This window comes from Pseudoalteromonas sp. SCSIO 43101, assembly GCF_023650775.1.
Lineage (GTDB): Bacteria > Pseudomonadota > Gammaproteobacteria > Enterobacterales > Alteromonadaceae > Pseudoalteromonas > Pseudoalteromonas apostichopi.
Genome location: NZ_CP072673.1, coordinates 548,272 through 564,415, shown reverse-complemented (window position 1 = coordinate 564,415; position 16,144 = coordinate 548,272). Strand labels below are relative to the sequence as shown.

The 16,144-nt window shown below is 41.7% G+C and carries 24 protein-coding genes; 4 read left to right on the top strand and 20 right to left on the bottom strand.

Going from position 1 to position 16,144, the window contains the following annotated elements; translation table 11 throughout:
* Nucleotides 1–84: 84 nt before the first annotated feature.
* Entirely contained in the window at nucleotides 85–267 is a 183-nt protein-coding gene (locus J8Z25_RS02710) for a helix-turn-helix domain-containing protein (protein ID WP_054563404.1), read from the top strand.
* Here J8Z25_RS02710 and J8Z25_RS02705 read toward each other — a convergent pair.
* Genes J8Z25_RS02705 through J8Z25_RS02695 form a run of 3 tightly spaced genes read right to left on the bottom strand, consistent with a single transcriptional unit; the run spans nucleotide 264 to nucleotide 1,972 of the window.
* The gene (locus J8Z25_RS02705; protein ID WP_250661639.1) at nucleotides 264–1,070 is read right to left on the bottom strand and encodes a phosphotransferase family protein; all 807 of its coding nucleotides are present in this window, start codon (nucleotides 1,068–1,070) and stop codon (nucleotides 264–266) included. The genes J8Z25_RS02710 and J8Z25_RS02705 overlap by 4 nt on opposite strands.
* Complete coding sequence (gene pnuC, locus J8Z25_RS02700) at nucleotides 1,071–1,694, bottom strand: nicotinamide riboside transporter PnuC (protein WP_130049744.1); 624 nt, start codon at nucleotides 1,692–1,694, stop codon at nucleotides 1,071–1,073.
* 20 nt (nucleotides 1,695–1,714) lie between these two features.
* On the bottom strand, nucleotides 1,715–1,972 hold the full coding sequence (locus J8Z25_RS02695; protein ID WP_054563401.1) for a YkoF family thiamine/hydroxymethylpyrimidine-binding protein: 258 nt from the start codon (nucleotides 1,970–1,972) through the stop codon (nucleotides 1,715–1,717).
* Between the two features lie 115 nt (nucleotides 1,973–2,087).
* Between J8Z25_RS02695 and J8Z25_RS02690 the strand changes: the two genes are divergently transcribed.
* On the top strand, nucleotides 2,088–2,327 hold the full coding sequence (locus J8Z25_RS02690; RefSeq protein ID WP_062567354.1) for a DUF2960 domain-containing protein: 240 nt from the start codon (nucleotides 2,088–2,090) through the stop codon (nucleotides 2,325–2,327).
* Nucleotides 2,328–2,332: 5 nt separating this feature from the next.
* Here the strand turns inward: J8Z25_RS02690 and alr are convergent, their stop codons facing one another.
* The 17 genes from alr to radC all read right to left on the bottom strand — a co-directional run bounded on the left by alr (nucleotide 2,333) and on the right by radC (nucleotide 14,095).
* Nucleotides 2,333–3,412 carry an alanine racemase gene (alr, locus tag J8Z25_RS02685; RefSeq protein WP_130049745.1) on the bottom strand — a complete coding sequence of 360 codons (1,080 nt, stop codon included), beginning with the start codon at nucleotides 3,410–3,412 and terminating at the stop codon, nucleotides 2,333–2,335.
* Nucleotides 3,412–4,791: a replicative DNA helicase gene (dnaB, locus tag J8Z25_RS02680; RefSeq protein ID WP_130049746.1), complete on the bottom strand. Its 1,380-nt coding sequence runs from the start codon at nucleotides 4,789–4,791 to the stop codon at nucleotides 3,412–3,414. The genes alr and dnaB overlap by 1 nt, the downstream gene beginning before the upstream one ends.
* A gap of 265 nt (nucleotides 4,792–5,056) precedes the next feature.
* Nucleotides 5,057–5,998: a DUF4097 family beta strand repeat-containing protein gene (locus J8Z25_RS02675; protein WP_130049747.1), complete on the bottom strand. Its 942-nt coding sequence runs from the start codon at nucleotides 5,996–5,998 to the stop codon at nucleotides 5,057–5,059.
* 11 nt (nucleotides 5,999–6,009) lie between these two features.
* Nucleotides 6,010–6,495, bottom strand: a complete 486-nt coding sequence (locus tag J8Z25_RS02670; protein WP_250661638.1) for a hypothetical protein — start codon at nucleotides 6,493–6,495, stop codon at nucleotides 6,010–6,012.
* Complete coding sequence (locus tag J8Z25_RS02665; protein WP_167659157.1) at nucleotides 6,482–7,033, bottom strand: RNA polymerase sigma factor; 552 nt, start codon at nucleotides 7,031–7,033, stop codon at nucleotides 6,482–6,484. Before J8Z25_RS02665 ends, J8Z25_RS02670 begins: the two co-directional genes overlap by 14 nt.
* 142 nt (nucleotides 7,034–7,175) lie before the next feature.
* Nucleotides 7,176–8,924, bottom strand: coding sequence for a DUF7305 domain-containing protein (locus tag J8Z25_RS02660; protein WP_250661637.1), 1,749 nt, complete (start codon nucleotides 8,922–8,924; stop codon nucleotides 7,176–7,178).
* The gene (locus J8Z25_RS02655) at nucleotides 8,917–9,441 is read right to left on the bottom strand and encodes a prepilin-type N-terminal cleavage/methylation domain-containing protein (RefSeq protein ID WP_250661636.1); all 525 of its coding nucleotides are present in this window, start codon (nucleotides 9,439–9,441) and stop codon (nucleotides 8,917–8,919) included. The genes J8Z25_RS02660 and J8Z25_RS02655 overlap by 8 nt, the downstream gene beginning before the upstream one ends.
* Nucleotides 9,438–9,839: a type IV pilus modification PilV family protein gene (locus J8Z25_RS02650; RefSeq protein ID WP_130049750.1), complete on the bottom strand. Its 402-nt coding sequence runs from the start codon at nucleotides 9,837–9,839 to the stop codon at nucleotides 9,438–9,440. The genes J8Z25_RS02655 and J8Z25_RS02650 overlap by 4 nt, the downstream gene beginning before the upstream one ends.
* Nucleotides 9,836–10,288 carry a GspH/FimT family pseudopilin gene (locus J8Z25_RS02645; protein ID WP_130049751.1) on the bottom strand — a complete coding sequence of 151 codons (453 nt, stop codon included), beginning with the start codon at nucleotides 10,286–10,288 and terminating at the stop codon, nucleotides 9,836–9,838. The genes J8Z25_RS02650 and J8Z25_RS02645 overlap by 4 nt, the downstream gene beginning before the upstream one ends.
* A gap of 5 nt (nucleotides 10,289–10,293) precedes the next feature.
* On the bottom strand, nucleotides 10,294–10,725 hold the full coding sequence (locus J8Z25_RS02640; protein WP_250661635.1) for a type IV pilin protein: 432 nt from the start codon (nucleotides 10,723–10,725) through the stop codon (nucleotides 10,294–10,296).
* Between the two features lie 340 nt (nucleotides 10,726–11,065).
* Complete coding sequence (gene rplI, locus J8Z25_RS02635; protein ID WP_054554192.1) at nucleotides 11,066–11,518, bottom strand: 50S ribosomal protein L9; 453 nt, start codon at nucleotides 11,516–11,518, stop codon at nucleotides 11,066–11,068.
* A 35-nt stretch (nucleotides 11,519–11,553) separates the two neighbouring features.
* Nucleotides 11,554–11,781: a 30S ribosomal protein S18 gene (gene rpsR / locus J8Z25_RS02630; protein ID WP_002962753.1), complete on the bottom strand. Its 228-nt coding sequence runs from the start codon at nucleotides 11,779–11,781 to the stop codon at nucleotides 11,554–11,556.
* Between the two features lie 12 nt (nucleotides 11,782–11,793).
* Complete coding sequence (priB, locus tag J8Z25_RS02625; protein ID WP_036973732.1) at nucleotides 11,794–12,096, bottom strand: primosomal replication protein N; 303 nt, start codon at nucleotides 12,094–12,096, stop codon at nucleotides 11,794–11,796.
* Between the two features lie 67 nt (nucleotides 12,097–12,163).
* Complete coding sequence (gene rpsF, locus J8Z25_RS02620; RefSeq protein ID WP_036973113.1) at nucleotides 12,164–12,505, bottom strand: 30S ribosomal protein S6; 342 nt, start codon at nucleotides 12,503–12,505, stop codon at nucleotides 12,164–12,166.
* Between the two features lie 239 nt (nucleotides 12,506–12,744).
* The gene (gene rpmG, locus J8Z25_RS02615; RefSeq protein WP_022946036.1) at nucleotides 12,745–12,900 is read right to left on the bottom strand and encodes a 50S ribosomal protein L33; all 156 of its coding nucleotides are present in this window, start codon (nucleotides 12,898–12,900) and stop codon (nucleotides 12,745–12,747) included.
* An 11-nt stretch (nucleotides 12,901–12,911) separates the two neighbouring features.
* Nucleotides 12,912–13,148 (bottom strand): 50S ribosomal protein L28, encoded by a 237-nt coding sequence (gene rpmB / locus J8Z25_RS02610; protein ID WP_036973115.1) that lies wholly within the window; start codon nucleotides 13,146–13,148, stop codon nucleotides 12,912–12,914.
* 272 nt (nucleotides 13,149–13,420) lie between these two features.
* Entirely contained in the window at nucleotides 13,421–14,095 is a 675-nt protein-coding gene (radC, locus tag J8Z25_RS02605; RefSeq protein WP_130049753.1) for a RadC family protein, read from the bottom strand.
* A gap of 143 nt (nucleotides 14,096–14,238) precedes the next feature.
* Between radC and coaBC the strand changes: the two genes are divergently transcribed.
* Nucleotides 14,239–15,432, top strand: coding sequence for a bifunctional phosphopantothenoylcysteine decarboxylase/phosphopantothenate--cysteine ligase CoaBC (gene coaBC, locus J8Z25_RS02600; protein ID WP_250661634.1), 1,194 nt, complete (start codon nucleotides 14,239–14,241; stop codon nucleotides 15,430–15,432).
* A 112-nt stretch (nucleotides 15,433–15,544) separates the two neighbouring features.
* Nucleotides 15,545–16,132, top strand: a complete 588-nt coding sequence (gene slmA, locus J8Z25_RS02595; RefSeq protein ID WP_054554189.1) for a nucleoid occlusion factor SlmA — start codon at nucleotides 15,545–15,547, stop codon at nucleotides 16,130–16,132.
* Nucleotides 16,133–16,144: the final 12 nt, after the last annotated feature.

Here is a 16,144-nt window from a genome sequence, read left to right as displayed (position 1 = left end):
TTTCGTGCAGAACCAAGGTATTAACGTATACTTAATAAAATTAATAACAAGGTGGCTGTATAGCCATGTAAGGGGAATTTGATCATGAGTTTAATGTCTACAGAGCAAGTCGCGGAGTTTTTAGGTGTAAAAGTCGAACGCGTAAAACGTCTTGCTCGCGAACATTTACTGATCTCGAAATCACAAGATGACAAAGGTGAACCTTTGTTTGATCCAGAAGACGTAAAAAAATATAAAGAACTTGCCGAGCGAATTGGCGGTCTTTAATTTTTAACTTTTTCTATGAAGTGGTTAAGCTGTGTAAGCAGTGGCGCCACTTTATCCACCGCTCCACGTTGTTCATACCAACAAATACATAAAAGTAAAAACAGCGCATGAAACGCTGCCAGCTTTTCAACTGATAAGTTAAACGCGTGATGGTCGCACACTAACGCTTGATAGCGTTTAAGCAACGCTAGTTGCTGCTCATCATTTAACGTAAAGCTCACCACCAGCGCAGCCAAATCAAAATAAACATCGTTACTTTTGGCATATTCAAAGTCGATTAAAAACATACCCGATTCATTCACAATGATATTTTCTTTCACTAAATCATTATGACAAAAGCCCATGTCTTTAGGTGCACCATCAATATAATCCAGTGACTGCCTAATTAACTCAGCATGTTGCTGGTACCGGGGTGTTTGCTGGTAGTAGTTAATTTCGTACGCAATATCCATCGGCTCGGTAAGCACAGGGTAACGATGTAAATTAACTAAATCGGGTAGTAAGCTATTACAAAATTCACCGCTGGCAATGTTCCCTGCCACGTATTCGAAAATAACAGTATCGGTTGCTTGTTCTAACCAAAGTGGTGCTGGGCAGCAACTTTGCTTTGCAAAATGGGCTTGCGCAGCAAGACCAATCGCCGGCCAGTGGTCTCGATAATGCTTAACCAAGAAAGCTTGATTTGATGTTTTTACCAAGTAGTTATCATTGCTTAGCCCCTCAACCAGCGGACTGATTGAGGTAATAACTAAATTTGAGTTGAAGCGCGTAAAAAGCGCGCGAATTTGTTGCTCAGTTTTCATCTATAACTGTGCAAGCGGTTTAGCCTGATGCTGTTCGTACTCTTCATACCATGTTTTAAAGCCCCACGCGGCCATAATGGTGTAAAACACGAAAAGTACTAAGGTTGGGTAATACCCTTTTTCAAAGTATAAATACATGGACGCTGCATCAATTACAATCCAGTACAACCAGTTTTCCAGTACCTTCTTAGCAACAAGATAAGTCGTCACCACCGCAAAGCACGTAGTAAAGCTATCTAAATAGGCAAAATCAGCGTGAGTGTAATTGGTCATCACGAAACCAATAGCAACTGAGGCCACAGAGGTTGCAAACAAAATCACTGCATGACGCTTTAACGACCATGAAATAATGGGCAGTTGATCTTTATTGTTTATACCCCGACGCCAAACCACCCAACCATACACTGCCATATACATATAATAAAAATTCAGTAGCGACTCCATTAACAGTGCGCCATTCCAGTACATTACGGTATAAATAAAGGTGCTAACAAACGCGGCTGGCCAACACCATAAGCTTTCTTTAATCGCTAAAAGTAAGTACGCCATCGACAATGCAACGGCAATATATTCCCAATGCGACATGGCAGTAAAGCCAGAGAAGGTTTCGCTCAAAAATTCCATAACACGCGCTACTTTAGATTTTAGTCTTCGCTAGGCGACAAGTCACCATGCAAGAATTTACAGACAAAAATAGCTTTACCAAACTCTTCATAAGAACGTTTGATTTCAGTATTAAGTACAGACATCACTAAATCATAATCACCGAAAATCTGAGTTGATAAGGTATTGGTGATCACTTTAAGACCTTCGTAACTGTTTACGCGGTCAATAAAACCTTTGATAAACGGAATGTAGTCTTGATGTAGTGGGTACTTACTGATCTCTACTGAAAGTTTCATTATGATTTACCGAGTCTTTGAAAAGTATTGCATTGTAACCCGCTTATACTAACAAGTCATGGCTATGGCTATTTTTTAGTGTAAAATCAGCCGCGATAAACATTGAGGATTCATTATGGCACGCCGCATCACTTACAAATTTAAAAACCAGCCTCGCGAAATCAATTTTGCAAAAGATAAATACCGCGATATGTACCATGCGATCGCTGCAGCTGAAGGCATTGATTTAACCAACTATTTAAAGATGGAGCAGCAAGTAGAAATGACTTCAAAAGGCTCTTCAGCAGTACGTAACTTTCGTGACCAAGAATTCGCACGAATGGGGTTCAGTGACGTGTATTTTATTAAAGAGTAACAAAGTTACTCTTGATACTCGTAGCTTACTCGTGGGGTGATATTACACAGTAACTCGTAAGGAATGGTTGTCGCACACTGGGCAATCTCTTCTACGGGAAGCTCTGGCCCCCACATGATCACTTCATCACCGACTTTGATGTTGTCGCTGTTATCACCAATATCCACCGTGATCATATCCATCGCCACACTACCAACAATGCCATAGCGTTGTGATTTAATAACCACTGGTGTGCCTTGCTCAGCATGACGTGGATAACCATCACCATAACCCATCGCGACCACAGCAAGCTTAGTGGGTTTATCGCTATGCCAACGACCACCATAACCAACACATTGATTAGCATCGACATCGCGTATTGCTATAACACGCGTAGTTAAGCGCATAACCGGCTCTAAACCATGCTGTTGACCAATGCTATTTAGCATTGGTGATACACCATACAACATCAACCCAGGGCGTACCCACTCGCCATGCCCTTTTGGCCAAGCAATAATTCCCGCTGAATTTGCAAGACAATGCTGCTCGCTTTTGCCATCAGCTAATGAGTCAAATAAAGCAATTTGCTGAGCGGTTTTTTCATCATTGATGTCATCGGCACAAGAAAAATGGGTCATTAGTTTAATATCATCACGGGCATTCGAGCTTGCTTTTAAACGGCTGTAGAAAGACTCAAATTGTGATGGTGCAATACCAAGGCGATGCATGCCAGTATTAACTTTTAACCAGCAAGCAATAGGTGCATCAAGAGCTGTGTTTTCAAGCGTTGCGAGCTGATTTTCATCGTGAATGATGGTTTGAAAGTTATTAGCAAGCAAGATAGGTAAATCATCTTTATGAAAAAAACCTTCAAGCAATACAATAGGTTTTGTCAGCCCACCGGCACGCAGCGCTAACGCTTCGTCAATGCGTGCGACTGCAAATGCGTCTGCATCATTTAGGTATTGGGCAATTTTAACTAAACCATGGCCATATGCATTAGCTTTTAGCACCGCCATTACTTTGCAACCGGGCGCAAAGCGCTTCACCTGCGCTAAGTTATGAGCAAGCGCTTGTAGGTTGATTTCGGCAATGGCTAGGCGCATTAATATTCGTCGTCCATAGCTGGGCCCGCGTAGTTATCAAAACGCGAGAATTGGCCTTGGAAAGTTAAGCGTACTTTACCGATTGGACCGTTACGCTGCTTACCTATGATGATTTCTGCCACACCTTTTTCAGCACTATCTTCGTTATAAACTTCATCACGGTAAATAAACATGATTAAGTCGGCATCCTGCTCGATTGAGCCTGATTCACGTAAGTCGGAGTTGATTGGACGTTTATCGGCACGTTGCTCTAGGGTACGGTTAAGCTGAGACAGTGCAATAACCGGACACTGCAGCTCTTTTGCTAGTGCTTTTAATGAACGTGAGATTTCAGCAATTTCTAACGTACGATTATCTGACAAACTTGGAACACGCATTAACTGTAGGTAGTCGACCATGATCATGCTAATACCGCCATGATCGCGAGCAATACGACGAGCACGAGAGCGCACATCCGTTGGTGTTAGGCCCGATGCATCATCGACATACATCTTACCTTTTTCCATCAACAAGCCCATGGTTGAGGATAGACGCGCCCAATCGTCATCATCAAGCTGACCTGTACGAACTTTAGTTTGGTTAATGCGACCTAGCGATGCCAGCATCCTCATCATAATTTGCTCTGATGGCATCTCTAGTGAGTAAATAAGTACAGGCTTATCTTGCGTCATAGCAGCATGTTCAGCCAAGTTCATCGCAAAGGTAGTTTTACCCATCGATGGACGTGCCGCCACAATAATAAGATCTGAAGGCTGCATACCCGCTGTCATTTTATCTAGGTCGGTGTAGCCTGTACTCACACCAGTTACACCATCTTGCGGCGACTGGTAAAGCTCTTCAATTTTATCAACGGTTTTTTCTAAAATACTATGTAAGTTTTGTGGGCCTTCGGTACTTTTAGTACGCTGCTCCGCAATTTTAAATACTTTACTTTCAGCAAAATCAAGCAGGTCATGGCTATTTCGCCCTTCAGGGCTAAAACCCGCTTCGGCAATTTCATTGGCAACACCAATCATTTCTCGAATAACAGCACGCTCACGCACGATATTCGCGTAGGCATCAATATTTGCTGCACTTGGCGTATTCTTGGCTATTTCAGCAAGGTAGGCAAAACCACCAACACTACTTAACTGGTTATTTTTCTCAAGGCTTTCAGAAATAGTGATCAAATCGATTGGATCACCGCCTTCAGCAAGGCTTACCATAGCTTCAAAAATCAGCTTATGAGTGCGGGTATAAAAATCCTGGGCAACCACTAACTCAGCAACACGGTCAAACGCTTGATTATCAAGCATTAAACCACCTAAAACAGATTGCTCAGCTTCTATTGAATGAGGAGGGACTTTTAACGTATCGACTTGCTTATCTGGTTTGGCCATAACTTCACAAAACTAAAATTGAATGGCTCTATTCTATCGACTTGCTAAGGCTGTGCAAATAGTAAATACCAATCGACTTAAATATTTGGTCATTCTAGCGTGCTAAATAAAGCGTTAACTGCGTTAGAAATGTCTAAAGTAGAGTAACTACATGTCAAAATTTCTGCCTTGTTATCACTTCATTTATCTGTCGCTATTTAAGACCAATAACTTAACACGATTGGTATAAGCGGGAAGTCTTCCCGCTTTATTGTAACTCTAATCGTTATTTCTGTTTACGAAGTTCAATGCGGCCGCTAATCGTATCCATTTCGATATCAGCATCTCCACCGTTAATACTAAATTCTAAGTCGCTTGATGGGCCATACTTCGCTTTTGTTGCTTTGTCGTCACTGAGTTCATTGACTATTTTACCATTAGCGTGAGCTTCAATTTCAAACTTTGCTGACACATTAGCAGGGAAGTAAAATTCAGCATCACCACTAACCGACTCAAAACGAATATTAGCATCATCAAGTAGCTTATTAATGTGAACTTCGGCTTCACCGTTTACCGTATTAATACGCAGTTTTTTAATCGCATCAAAAGCAAAGTCAATATCACCATTTACGTTCTCAAGACGAACATCTTGCGCTTTGGTCTTTGACTTAATGTCACCATTCACCGCGGTAAAGCGTAAAGCACCTTGCGAGTTTTTATCATTAATTTCGCCATTCACAGTTTCAAAGCGAATATCACCGTTCAGGTCATGGGCATTTACGTCCCCATTTACCGTTTCAAAGCTCATGTTGCCGCTAATATCTTGTACTGTAATATCGCCGTTAACAGTATCAATCTCTGCGCCCGCTTCAAGTTCTTTAGCACTAACTGTGACATTCACTCCAGCAAATTCAAGCTCACTACTTTTTGGCATGTAAATGGTCAATCGAGAGCCGTCACCGCTATTCCAGCCACCTAAGTTACGCGGCATTTTTACGATAAATTCAACACGGCTGCCTTCTACATCTAAACGATAGCCTTGTGCTTTATCGTCAAGCTCACCTTCGATTTTAAGTTGTGGTTTATCCCACCCTTCAATGCGTACATCACCACGTTGGTTTTCAATAAAAATGCGTTTATTTGCAGGTACATCAATTTGTTCATTAATGGTTTGTCCTGCCATTGCCATCAGTGGCAGTAATCCTAAAGTTAAGGCTAGTAATTTCATAATTGTCACTCCTAAATTGTTTGCCACTTCGGTGCATGCACCTTGTTAATTAAGTCCAGTTGTTGCTGATAAACCTGCGACAGCATTTGTAATAAAGCTGGGTTTTCAGGTTCATTCTCAAGTGCTTGCTTAATGGCACTTTCGGCTTCTTCTAACTCTTTTAGTTGTTGCTGCCAGTTGTCGGTTAAAGCTGGTTGATTTTGATACTGCACCAACAAACCTTGCTTTTGCTTAGTAAAATAATCGCTCATTGCCATCATGCTATTTGACTCACCTTGGCCAACAAAAAGCTGCACAGTCAAAAGGGCTGCAATACAGCAAGCGGCAACAGCACCGAGTTTATTCCAGCCATTAGTTGGCTTATCAATATGCTGTGTTTGCGGCCTTGCAATTGCTCGCTCAATTCCCGGCCAAAGGTCTTTTTCTGGACTAATATCTTGCTTTTGATTAAGCGAGTCATTTAAAAATTGTTCAAATTCTGGCTTACTCATTTTCATACCACTCTTTTAATAACTGCCTTGCACGGTGAAATTGCGACTTACTTGAACCTACAGCCATATCAAGCATGCTTGCTATCTCTTCATGGCGATAGCCTTCAATTGCATGAAGCACAAAAACCATACGTGCTCGCTCAGGTAGTCTCAGTACTAATTTGTCGAGGCCGTTAAAGCCGCCGCAATCTTCGGCACTTTGCTCATCCATACCGCTTTGTTCAAAACTCACTACTTTTTGAAACCAGCTTTTATGTTTGCGAATGTAGCTAATCGCAATATTGCTGGTAACACTATGTAACCAAGTCGAAAATTGTGAGCGTCCATCAAAGTTCGCGATTTTGTGCCACAACTGTACAAACACTTCTTGTGTTGCATCTTCTGCGTGCTCTTTATCTGCAAGCAATCGCAAACAAAGACTATAAACCCGCTTCACATGCAACTCATAAAGTGTTGCATAAGCAGCTTGATCACCGCTTTTTACGCGCTCTATCAAGGCATGCTCACTTTGCTGGGCGAACGCTTGTTCTGCATCTATCAACATCCTGGATGTTGTCCTTTATGATTATTGTTGTGAATTTAGTGTATTAGACGTAAGGAGGGATTCAAAAGGTTTAAATGAAATTAATTTTTTTTGTGTAAGCTACAAATAATTGAGCTTACACAATTTTATTTGGGGATTTGCGTTATTCGGCAAGGGATGATTCGTTTTCTTCTTCGGTTGTTTCTGTGGTTTTATAGCTCCAACCTAAAAATACGATGCGTGCTGGAGAGGCTGGTGTACCACCATTTTGTACTTGTAATAGACCAGCATCATAGTGAGCGCCACTGCCCCCCGATGCGGTAATTGTTGAGCCACGTACACTACCAAACAACTCACCACTACCTGACAATTTCACCGTAGTCAAAGGCGCATAAATAGCCGCATATAAATTAGCAGCGCCGCTAAATTGTACACCATTTACACCATTAAATGATGAGTAGAATGATAACGAAGGATGACCACTGGTGGTTAGCCCTTCTTGCTCAGTAATTACTTTTGCGCCTGCACCAATATTTACTTTTCCGGTTAATAACACCGTTAAGCTGCTATCTTTTTTTATTGTTAGACTGGTGTCCCCTTCCATCGAAAAGTCACCATCAATCAGTAAAATAACATCACCACCAGACACTTCCATTTTGCCGTCACTGGTCATCTTGAGTCTATCAAGTGAAAAAATATACTCTTTGCTATTACTACCATTGGCTTGGTTCTGAGCTTTAGAGTTAAACAAGAAAATATCAGCAAGGCTTGGTAAAATAACTTGGCTACCACCACTACTGTAATAACCCTTTTCGGTATTTAGCTTAAATTGTTGCGTAGGGCCTATAACAACAGAACTATAACTGCTCACTTGATCCGTGATGTCTGCCATTTTCTCTGGCAATATCAAAGGATCACAACTCGTATCTGGGTTTGTAGGGTCATAATCTGGCGCAGTTGGGTCAGCAACGGTTATCGGTTCAACATTCGGGTTTACATTAAACTTGCTATCACTGTAGTGCACACCATCCTGTTGATTATTGTAGGTATCTTTAAAATCGCCTGAGCCACCATACATAATATCTAACGCTTCAGCTTGGCTATTCGTGATGAATGTTGACCACTGCATTTTTGCATCACCATTCGCTCGCACTACCCCCGAAACTGTCCCGCCACGATGCGTATAATAACCTCGGGTATATACATTACCGTCAACACGTAAACCGCTGCCTGGAGAAATATAAACACCGGTATTTGAATGGATGTTACCAATAATCGGTGATGAACCATTTAAGTAGATCACCCCGGTCGCTTTAACATCGCCTTTTATCGGTGAATGACCCGATAGCACCACATCTGAATCGCCAGCAATCGTTGAAACATCGCCATCATTTGACTTAGTTTCTTCGTAAGTGCCTTTGCTAGAGTCATAGCTGTCGATACTGCCACTGCCAGACAAGTTAACCCCTTTACAACCCACCATAGCATTCGTGAAAATCGAACTTCCCTTCGCGCCTTGCACTGCAAAACGAGCAACTAAGTTACTTTGTGCATCGCCATCAAATCGTTGTCCAAGGCTTGCAATTTCTAGCTCACCTGCAGCATTTTGACTTAAACTTGCATTAAAAATTGCATCATCAGCGATAACACCTGAACCAGATGCATGACTGGTTTTACTGATCAAATCTTCAACCGCTAATACACCTTCCTCATCCAAGGTTTGTTGTAATAACTTAGCTTGTTCAAAAACACCTTTTTCAGCCAATAAGCGACTATTTAATTTCTTTTGAAAGTTACCACTTAAGCGCTCTTGAACGACGTTCTCGCGCAGTGAACTAAGCACCACGATACTGGCCATACTGGTCAAGATCAAAACTGTAATTAGAGTAAAACCACCTTGCTTTTTATACACTACCTGCTCCGTATGCTTTAACTAATATTACATTTGTTAGAGCAATATCAATATTGATGCCATTGCCAAATTGCGCAGGTAAATCATTTGGCTTCACAGTTACTGTGACAAGCTCACCAGCGATATCAAATGATAAAGTTTCGATACCTGTGAGTAATCGCTCAGCAGTAGCGCCATCGAGTGAACACATTAAATTACTACCATTTAAGCTATAGACCTCAATCACTTGCGCTGTTGTCGCAGAGCCATCACAGGCAATAACACCACTAGGCTGAGTAATGGTAATCGTGCTTTTATCAGCACTTATGATCGGAGCTAACTGAGTTTGCTTAATGCTACGATTGAATACTTTACTGGTATAGCGAATCACCTCTTGGGCGTTTTCGAGTTCTTTACTCACTTCAACAGTGCTTTTAATCGCCGAGTAAGACAAACTCACTCCAGCTAGTAAAAAAGCGCCTGCAGCCAATGCCACCATAAGTTCAACTAAAGTAAAGCCCTGAGCGCGTTTATTCATGAGCATACCGCCGTTAAATCTGGGAAACTGGCATTTAGACTAATTTGATTTTCTGCACTGTCTGTCATGCGCTTATCAACCCAAGCGACATTAATTTGCATATCATCACTGTAATTAGCTGGGATAGTCAGTTGATAATCACTGACTTGTGGTGCTAGCGAAGCTCTAAAAGTCGCGTCTTGAAAAAGTGCGGTATTAGTTTTTTGAATTTCACAAATGCGCGGCCACAAACGCTCAATAGTATTTTGGCCTTGAATGAGTGACACGGTGTAATTAAAGCTATTGGTTGCATATTGCAGCGATTTTAGCTGCGCAGCAGCCAACCCTAATAATGCGATTCCAGCAATCACCACTGAAATCATCACCTCTAATAATGAAAAGCCTGCCTGCTTATTCATGCACATCCTCGCTGTGAACTTTCAACTAACCAGTTTTGACCACTTTTAAGCACACACATTATGTAATCTGTGGTATTTGTGTGCTCATCTTTAACTAAAATTTCAGCTTGTTTATCGACTTCGCCACTGGCGCTAATTGCCAGTGCCACCAAGTTGACAGTAACACCGCTTTTAGTGATCGAAAATTCTTTCAAAATCGTGTCTGCCCCGCCCTCATTGAGGGTCACTTGCCAGTTCTTATTGCTAACAACTAGGTTAATAGGTTTGTCACGCTTTACCGCTTCACTGCGTGCAAACTTATAGACACTATTTAATTGATTTGCAGTAGTTACAACGCGATCTTGCAAGATCTGTTGACTAAATGACGGAAAAGCAAGGGCTGCCATAATGCCAATAACACTTAGCACAACCATTAACTCGATTAAGGTAAACCCTGCAATTCGACGCAACTTAGTTACTCCCAGCAATCACTAAATGAAGCGTTGTAACTACCATCATGTTTAATGGTTAAGTCACCACAGCGATCACTTGCTTGCGCCGAACCCGATTTAGGAGAGGCTTTTAAACTGTAGCCACGATTTTTAAAGTCGCTTACAGCACCTGATACTTTGTCAGTTGCTGTATAGGTAAAGGTGTAGTAATCAGTATTTTGGGTTGAAAATGCATTGGGGTAGCCGCCATTTCGTGAATAAATACGCTCAAGACTGGCACTGTATTGCAATAACTGTTGTTGAATATCTGCGCGGCGACTACGTTGCATATGCTCAGTGTAAGCAGGCAATGCTACGCTATACAGAATGCCCAAAATAGCGATAACAATAAGAATTTCTACTAATGTAAAGCCAGTTTGTTTACCCTTTCCATATGGTAATAATGAACTTCTCAACTTCAACTCCTTACTACTTTTTAACCAGCACAATATAAATGACAGCGTTGTCAGTGTCAATTTTAACCAATTTACTTTTACTCATCCGATTATACTAATAAGATTAAGAAAATTAAGAAAAAAGAACGTTAGTTTGCAAAATAGGTAAGATTATATGGTTAGTACTTGTGTGTTTAAAACATAAAAAACTAATACTATTAGTATCTATACTGATGATTAATGGAGGTACAACACGCTGAAATTAATAGTGTTTAGGCGAATGAATAACGTTGTTTATAAAAAAATTTCAGGCACAAAAAAGCCGCACATAAAGCGCGGCTTTTTCTACTTAATATTGCTATTAAGCTTCAGCGATAACGATTACTTTGATAGTAGCCGATACGTCTGAGTGTACTGCGATTGCTACGTCAAATTCGCCAGTCTCACGGATAGTACCTAGAGGTAAACGAACTTCTGATTTAGCAACTTCAACGCCAACAGCTGAAATAGCTTCAGCGATGTCGCGAGTACCGATAGAACCGAATAACTTGCCTTCGTCACCAGCTTTAGAAACTAGTGTAACTTCAGCTAATGCTTCTAACTTGTCAGCGCGAGCTTGAGCAGCAGCTAGATCTTCAGCGATCTTAGCTTCTAAATCAGCACGACGTGCTTCGAAAGTTTCGATGTTAGCTTTAGTTGCAGGAACTGCCTTACCTTGTGGGAAAAGGAAGTTACGTGCGAAGCCAGATTTAACTACAACCTGGTCACCTAGGCCACCTAGGTTTGCGATCTTGTCTAGTAGAATAACTTGCATGTCTCTACACCTTTTAAAAACTGTTAATCCGCTGCTTACTTATGTAAGTCAGTGTATGGAAGAAGGGCTAAGTAGCGAGCACGCTTGATAGCAGTTGCTAGCTGACGCTGGTATTTAGCGCTAGTACCTGTGATACGGCTAGGTACGATTTTGCCACTTTCTGTAACATAGTTTCTAAGAGTAGCTAGATCTTTATAATCGATTTGTTGTACGCCTTCCGCTTTAAAGCGGCAGAACTTACGACGTCTGAAATAACGTGCCATGAGTAAAATTCCTCAAAAAATTCTTTCTATATGTTGAGCATGCAAGACTAACTGGCTTAAGCCGTTTCGTCCTTCGTGACGGTTTAAAAACCCCGTCACTTGCACTTGTTGCCCAACGTGCAATTGTTGAGTTTGTTGTTGCATTGGCGTGCCGCTGGCAACAACTTGAAGTCTGACATAACTATTACGGTTAAGGTCTGCTTCAACTTGCATCGATTTATGTTCAAGAACAAAAATACAATGCGGTATACCAGCAGGGCTTTGACTATATTTAGGTGTTTTACAAACAACCCCAGATAATGTCAGCTGATTCATATAAGGATTAACCGGTTGGCTCATCTTTTTGTCTCAACTGCAAGCGCCATGCTTGAACTCAAAACGATTAAGCAGCTGGTGCTTCTTTCTTCTCTTCTTTCGCAAGAGGAGATGCTTCAGTTACAGCGTCTTTAGTACGCATAACTAAGTTACGAAGCACTGCATCGTTGTAGCGGAAAGTAGTTTCTAGCTCGCTGATTACTTCAGTAGGTGCTTCAACGTTCATAAGAACATAATGAGCTTTGTGAAGCTTGTCGATTGGGTAAGCCAATTGACGACGGCCCCAGTCTTCAAGACGGTGGATAGTACCACCAGCTTCAGTGATAGAACCAGTATAACGTTCGATCATACCAGGTACTTGCTCACTCTGATCAGGGTGAACCATGAATACGATTTCGTAATGACGCATGGATATTCCTTACGGTTAATAGAGCCTTCTACCGTTTCGGCCAGTCGGTTTAAGGCAAGGAATTAAATTTAATAAGCCGAAATGAGCGCGCATTTTACGCTTAGATTGATAATTAAGCAAGATAAAACAGCAGAGCAAATAAGATTCTTGTGCTGATTGCTATTTTCTAAACTGCAAATCTAAGCTGAAAAACAAAAAACCCAGCCGAGGCTGGGTTTTTGAGATTCTGAAAACTAAAATTACTTGATTTTAGCTTCTTTGAAAATCACGTGTTTACGAGCTTTAGGATCGTATTTTTTGATTTCCATTTTTTCAGGCATGTTACGCTTGTTCTTGTCGGTAGTGTAGAAAAAACCAGTACCAGCAGTTGAAACTAAACGGATCTTATCGCGCATGATTCAGTTCCTTAAACTTTTTCGCCACGAGCACGGATTTCTGTAAGAACCGCGTCGATGCCTTTTTTATCGATAATACGCATACCTTTAGTAGTAGTGCGTAGTGTTACAAAACGTTTTTCACTTTCAACCCAAAAACGGTGAGTTTGTAGGTTAGGTAGGAAACGACGTTTAGTCGCGTTTCTCGCGTGTGAACGGTGGTTACCAACCGCTGGACGCTTACCTGTAACTTGACATACTTTAGACATGTCTATATATCTCCAATAACTTCGCTCGAGCTTAATTTTCCCTTAGGCCAGTATTTGTGCCCCGGGATAAATCGAAGGGCGCTCTTTATACAGCTTATACAGGCAAAGATCAAGTAACAGATCTTATCCAATCAGCTCATGTGTAAATTTGATAGCGGCTAATTATAATGATCGAATGCCCTTAGGGAAAGTAAAAACTGCATTTAAATTAAACTAATTTCTAAAATCGCCCTAAACTGCTCATTTTTAACACACTCCTGCCTTAGCTCCGCTTAAATTAATCCCCTTTCGGCAAACGATACACAATTTTCACCACCCACTATGATGTGATCCAGTACATTTATATCTATTAAGGCTAAAGCTTGTTGTAATTTTGTAGTGATCAATTTATCGGCCTGACTTGGCTCTGCTACCCCACTTGGATGGTTATGGGCAAGAATCAGTGCCGCCGCATTATTGCGTAGTGCAGCTTTAACAACTTCACGAGGATACACAGAGGCCGCATTAATAGTGCCATAAAAAAGCACTTCGTCTTTTATCAATTGGTTTTGACTGTCCAAGTACAGCACCATAAATACTTCTTGCTGTAAGCCACGCAACTGAATAGTTAAATAGTTATACACAGCCTGTGGCGAATTAAATAGTGCCTCGCGTTTACATTGCTCAAGCATATAGCGCCGGCTCAACTCAAGCACAGCTTGGAGCTGCACATATTTAGCGGCTCCTAACCCCCTTTGTGAACAAAACTCTTGTTCAGTGGCATTAAATAAATTGTGCAGGGTGCTATTTATATCTAGTAGGTGCTCGGCCAACTCAATGGCATTCATACCCGGCACGCCGGTACGTAAAAATATCGCTAATAGCTCAGCGTCTGAGAGTGCTTTTGCGCCTTGGGCGAGTAACTTCTCCCGCGGCCTTGCTGATAAAGGTAGATCGGTTAACGGCATTGCTTCATCCTTAAAACAACTATTCCATTTAATAAACTGTACTATAAAATCGCGTTTTTTCCTGTAAGAAAAAAGAAAACTTCATGCTATCGGTAAAGATTTGCTATCGTTAGCCCATATCGACAAAGGTTAAATTTCACGTAATGACAAAATCAGTAAATAAAAAAATCCTGCTAGGTATGAGTGGTGGTATTGCAGCCTATAAATGCGCAGAGCTTGTTCGCCGTTTAAAAGATAAAGGCTGTGAAGTAAAAGTCGTCATGACCGACTCAGCAAAACACTTTATTACTCCTTTAACTATGCAAGCGGTAAGCGGTGAGATTGTTTCTGATTCATTACTCGACCCTGCAGCAGAAGCCGCAATGGGTCATATTGAGTTTGCCAAATGGGCAGACCTTATTTTAGTCGCCCCTGCAACCAGCAATATTTTAGCGAAAATGGCGATGGGTATTGCAGATGACTTACTGACAACCCTACTACTAGCCACCCCTGCAAAAGTCGCGGTTGCACCTGCCATGAACCAACAGATGTACGCCCACCCAGCTACACAAGCAAATATTGCCACACTTAGTGAACGCGGCGTTGCTATTTGGGGCCCAGGTAAAGGTGAGCAAGCCTGTGGTGATGTAGGCGCAGGACGTATGTTAGAGCCTCATGAGTTAGTCGCGCTGTGTACACAACCTGAGGTTGAGCCTTTACTTGCAGGCAAAACCATCACGATCACAGCAGGACCAACCCGAGAAGCCCTCGACCCAGTTCGTTATATTTCTAATCACAGCTCTGGCAAAATGGGTTATGCCCTTGCTGAAGCTGCACTTGCGTTAGGTGCAAAGGTAAACCTGATTTCAGGCCCAGTGACAATTAAAGCACCTGCTAATGCCCTGCTTACTAATATAGAAAGTGCTGAGCAATTACTCACCGCCTCGATGGAGCTAGCCGCGCAATCGGATGCCTTTATCGGCTGTGCAGCGGTGGCAGATTACCGTGCAGCAGCGATTCATGAGCAAAAAATGAAAAAGCTAGGTGATGAACTAACCCTTACCTTAGTTAAAAACCCAGATGTCATAGCTAACGTCGCCGCGCTGAACGAAAACCGTCCTTATACAGTTGGTTTTGCTGCCGAAACCCAAGATGTTGCCAGTTACGCACAAGGTAAATTAAAGAATAAAAACCTCGATATGATCTGCGCAAATGACGTATCAAAAGAAGGCCTTGGCTTTAATTCTGATCATAATGCTTTAACACTGTTCTGGCACAATGAGCAACTAGATTTAGCAATGGGAAGTAAAAAAGATTTGGCCATGAGCGTAATGACTGAGCTTGCCAAGCGTTTGTAAAAATGCTGGAAAGAAACTGAATAAAACATTAACATAAGCCACTCATTTGCACAAAAAATGGCTTGTCTGACTCCCAACAGCGCAAGTAATAAATTATAAGAAAGGAATGGTCATGCCTGCGACAAAAAGAAGTAATCGCAAAGAGCAGATTCTGCAAGCACTCGCACAAATGTTAGAAACCAGCCCAGGTCAACGTATCACAACCGCAAAACTAGCGGCGGAGGTAGGTGTGTCTGAAGCTGCGTTATATCGTCATTTCCCGAGTAAAGCACGGATGTTTGAGGGCCTAATCGAGTTTATTGAAGATACTCTGTTATCACGCATTAATCTCATTTTAGAAAATGAGAAAGAAAGCCAAACTCGAGTCTACAATATTTTGCTGTTATTGTTAGCCTTTGCAGAGAAAAACCCAGGCATTACCCGTATTTTGACCGGTGATGCCTTACAAGGTGAACAAGAGCGTTTACGTGAACGAGTACAAGGCTTATTCGAGAAGCTAGAAACTCAATTCAAGCAAGTGCTACGCGAGCGCAAACTTCGCGAAGGCAAAGCATTCCAATCAGACGAAAGCACCCTAGCCAATTTCTTACTCGCCTATGTTGAAGGTAAGATGAACCAATTCGTGCGCAGCGACTTTAAAGCAAAACCAAGTGCACAATTTGAAAAACAATGGCCAGAACTACAGAAGATTTGGTTGTAGGAAATTAGCCGT